This is a genomic window from Metapseudomonas resinovorans DSM 21078 (genome assembly GCF_000423545.1).
GTDB lineage: Bacteria > Pseudomonadota > Gammaproteobacteria > Pseudomonadales > Pseudomonadaceae > Metapseudomonas > Metapseudomonas resinovorans.
Map to the genome: position 1 here is coordinate 1 of NZ_KE384035.1, position 3,796 is coordinate 3,796.

At 62.3% G+C, this 3,796-nt stretch carries 3 protein-coding genes and 1 pseudogene; all 4 read left to right on the plus strand.

From position 1 onward, the window contains the following. Window positions 1-300 (plus strand): integrase core domain-containing protein (locus G559_RS0127885; RefSeq protein WP_028630514.1); only part of this gene is annotated, 300 nt, incomplete at its 5' end. A 91-nt stretch (window positions 301-391) separates the two neighbouring features. After that, entirely contained in the window at window positions 392-628 is a 237-nt protein-coding gene (locus tag G559_RS29470) for a hypothetical protein (RefSeq protein ID WP_051246953.1), read from the plus strand. A 719-nt stretch (window positions 629-1,347) separates the two neighbouring features. Further along, window positions 1,348-3,189, plus strand: a complete 1,842-nt coding sequence (locus G559_RS0127905) for a phospholipase D-like domain-containing protein (protein ID WP_028631381.1) — start codon at window positions 1,348-1,350, stop codon at window positions 3,187-3,189. After that, window positions 3,189-3,796 (plus strand): annotated as a pseudogene (locus G559_RS29475) (SEL1-like repeat protein); the annotation flags it as partial. The gene G559_RS0127905 and the pseudogene G559_RS29475, both read left to right, overlap by 1 nt.

Genomic DNA, 3,796 nt, shown 5'->3' on the forward strand with positions numbered 1-3,796 from the left:
AGCCAGTACGTCTCTATTCGCTACACCGAGCGGCTGGCAGAGGCCGGCATTGAGCCCTCAGTTGGCAGCAAGGGCGATAGCTACGACAACGCCTTGGCCGAAACCATCAACGGGCTGTACAAGGCCGAGCTGATTTACCGTCAATCATGGAAGAGCCGCGAAGCTGTTGAGATGGCGACTTTGAAATGGGTGCACTGGTACAACCACCAACGCCTGCTGAGCTCAATCGGATATATCCCGCCTGCGGAGGCTGAGGCAAACTTCTACCAGCAACAAGCAGGTCAGGCCATGGCGGCCTGACTTAAACGAAACGGCCTCTACAAAAGCCGGGGCGATTCACAGCATCCAGAGGCTGAGTGCCGAGCTGGATATAGGGCTATCCGGTTTGGGGATGCTGTCCTGGTGCCTGCAACTTTCCATTGCCCTCACGACGGCGGGCTTCCTTTTGGGCTATCACCCCACCCGCTACCTGGCGCTGGCACAGATCCCACTGCGCCTGTTTTTCCTCTCCCCCTCCATTGCCCCTGTGCTGCTCTTGGCAGGCCACTTACCGAGCTTATTCATGCTTGCACTGGTCATCGGCTCAGAAGCCCTCAAGGGCTGGAGCCTATGGCAGTACGTGCGATGAAAAGCCCCGTGCTAGAACGCTTCGGAACTCAAGGAAGGTAGCCCCGTGAGCGTCTGTGAAATCACCGTACCCGCAGGCTGAGACGGTGTTCCTCTTCACCGGTGCCAGCGTGCTGCAGGCGGTGAAGGCGGTGTAGGTGTTTTTCTGGGGTGGCGAACTCATTTGCGAATGAATTCATCTTTACGCTGCTTGCTGCCCTGTCCGGGTGGAAAGCCTGGGTCCCGATGAAGGGGTTAGGCTTGCTATTGGCTGGCGCGCATCCCTGCCCACCGCCTTCAGACGTCCGTCGGAAACGCCTTGCCAGCGTCTGCCCGCCTCCCTGCATGAAGAAGCTCTTTTTCCAGTGCTCATTCTGAACTGGTCTGATTGCGGTTCTACGACGGCTCGCGGCAGTCTCCTGCGTTCTGTGTTTACGCAGGGAAGTATCTCCGCATGCTTGACGGACTCCACCCCATCTTCGACCGCCGCTGCCACAAGCCCCGCGTTTGCACCTTTGATGCGCTGCTTGACGTGCTCGTCTTCCGGGGTAAGGCGGCCAGCGTCAGTTTCCTCCCGCTACCCACACCGAAGTTCTTAGCTCGCACGCGCGTGCCGCCGGTCCAGTCATTGCGGCCCCGGCACGGGGTGATCAGTAGCTCCAATGACAAAGTGCACACCGAACATCGTCGCGGGTACGCCGATCTGCTCGCCAAACACCTGGGCCAGAAAGGAGATGCCCCATGAGACCCGCCAACGCCAGGCACCCTGAAATCGTCGTGCCCATCGCCCTCCAGCACACCCACGAAGCCGTCTGCAGCGCGCCCTGGTTCGTCTGCGATACCGAGTACCGGCCCTGGCCGGCCAGCTACAAGCCCCTGATCAATGGCGAGGAGGCCTTTCGTGCGGTGCACCAGGCCATCGCCAATGCCGAGCGCTCGGTCGACATCATCTGCTGGGGCTTCCAGCCCTCGATGCACTTCATCCGCGATGGCAGCGACGACCGCTGCATCGGCGTACTGCTGGAAGAGAAGGCCCGGCAAGGCGTGCAGGTGCGCATCCTGGGATGGGAGATGCCGCTCAATGCAGCCGGGGTGGCGGGTGAAGCCAACTTGCCCGGCAAAGGCGGCCTCGCCGACCGGGCAGGGCAGACCTCCAGCGATGAGCAGTACGCCTACGACCGCCAGTGGTTCAAGCAATACGCGGTCGCCGATAGCAAGGCCGCCGGCTTGGCGGATGCCCATCTCCCGCTGTTCGTCAGCCGTGACTTCAGCCTGTCCGAGCGTGCGGAAATCGCCCACCAGCTCAAGCTCAAGCGCCTTGACTCGGAGCTGGCCAAACGCTCCGCCCTCACCATGCGCCACACGGTGACCCACCACCAGAAGTCCGTGCTGGTCGACTTCGAATTGCCGGAGCGGGCCATCGGCTTCGTCATGGGCCACAACATGCTCGATGAATACTGGGACACCGACCACCACTCGGCCCTCTGGCGGCCCGATCCCAAACGGCCCGACGCGAAGACCCACGCCCCCAATCGCGGCCCTCGCGGAGCCTTGCCGCGCCAGGACATTTCCTGCCAGATCACCGGCCGGATCCTCAGGGACCTGCACCACAACTTCGCCACCGCCTGGGCCAAGGAAACCGGCGAAGACCTGCTGCGCTCACGCAACGCCGATGAGGTGGCCGTGCAACTGCAACCGCGCGCGGAATGCGGCACTGCACTGATGGCCCAGCTGCTGCGCACCCAGGCCCAGGAACAGGGCGGGATTCGCGATATCCAGGCGGGTTACCTGAAGGCCATCAACAACGCCACCCAGTTCATCTACATCGAGAACCAGTACTTCCGCTGGCCGCCCCTGGCCGAAGCCATCAAACAGGCCGCGCAGGACCAGACCCGCGAAGGCCGCGACCCGGGGCAACACGGCAGCCTGCACCTGTTCGTGGTCACCAATGTCACGGACGAAGGCATCGGCAAAGGCACCGTCAACACCCAGCGCATGCTGGAGAGCCTGGGGCGGGCCGACACCATTCCGGCCATCTCCAGGCTCAGGAAGATCGAGAAGATCAAACAGGACATGCCGCCACGCCCCCGCCCCGACGGAGGCAATGACTGGCGCGGCAAACAGGAGCTGGCCAAGTGGCAGGAGGAGTTCGATCGGCAGGTCAAGGCGATTAAGGTGATCCGCGACGAGCCTCCCGGCCTGAAAGTCCACGTCTGCTCCCTGGTGGCCCCCGATTCGCCAGCCGGCAAGCCCTGGGTGCCGGTGTACATCCACTCCAAGCTGATGATCGTCAACGACGTACTCACCACCCACGGCTCGGCCAACATCAACACCCGCAGCATGCAGGTGGACAGCGAGCTGAACATTCTCCACGAGTGGTACGAGGTGACCCGGGCCATGCGCCGTCGGCTCTGGGATATGCATACGGCTGGTCAAGGTGCGCAGGATGTTCCGGAGGATGCCTTTAAGGCTTGGGAAGAGCTCATCAAGAAAAATAAGGAGCGCCAATCAAAAGATTTTCCACCAGATACTCCTCTAGTGGAATTCCTGTACGACAAGACCACCTTGAGCAACCTCGACTGATGCGCACCTTACTCCTGCTCATGACCCTGCTCCTGGCCGCCTGCAATGGCCATGGACTCAAGCTGAAAAAGGATTTCGCCATGGACCCGCTCCCCCAGATCCGCGCCAACCTGGCCTTCACCTGCCGCCACGAGCGTATCCCCGAGGCGTCGGCCGACAGCGACCAGTTGTTCAAGTACGCCCGCTGGTTGCAGAAGAACAACCAGCTCAAGCAGGACCCGGCAGTGGACGCCGAGGTCGAACGCCTCTACCGCATCGCCGCCGAACACCAGCACTACAAGGCCAGCATCAACCTGATCAACGGCACGTTTCGTGGCCACTTCAAGTTGCGCAGTGAGGAGTTCCTGCGCCTGAGCCAGGCGCTGATCGATGCCGACGTGGCCAGCGGCTATTACTTCGTCGCCATCCTGCTGCAACAGGGGGCGGCCGGCCTGCGGGAGGATCCGGAAATGGCCCTGCGCTACTACCGCAAGGCCGCCGACGAGGGCAGCGCACTGGCCCAGGCCCTGGTGGGGGACAAGTTGGCGCCCATCGATATCGCACCGGATATCGCCCGGCAGATGCGACGCTGTGCGGCAGAGCAGGGGCATGGTGATGCGGCTACGGA

Bases quoted from the DNA above. Each gene is read 5' to 3' on its own strand.
- G559_RS29470 (WP_051246953.1), top strand. From the start codon at position 392: ATGCTGTCCTGGTGCCTGCAACTTTCCATTGCCCTCACGACGGCGGGC.
- G559_RS0127905 (WP_028631381.1), top strand. From the start codon at position 1,348: ATGAGACCCGCCAACGCCAGGCACCCTGAAATCGTCGTGCCCATCGCC.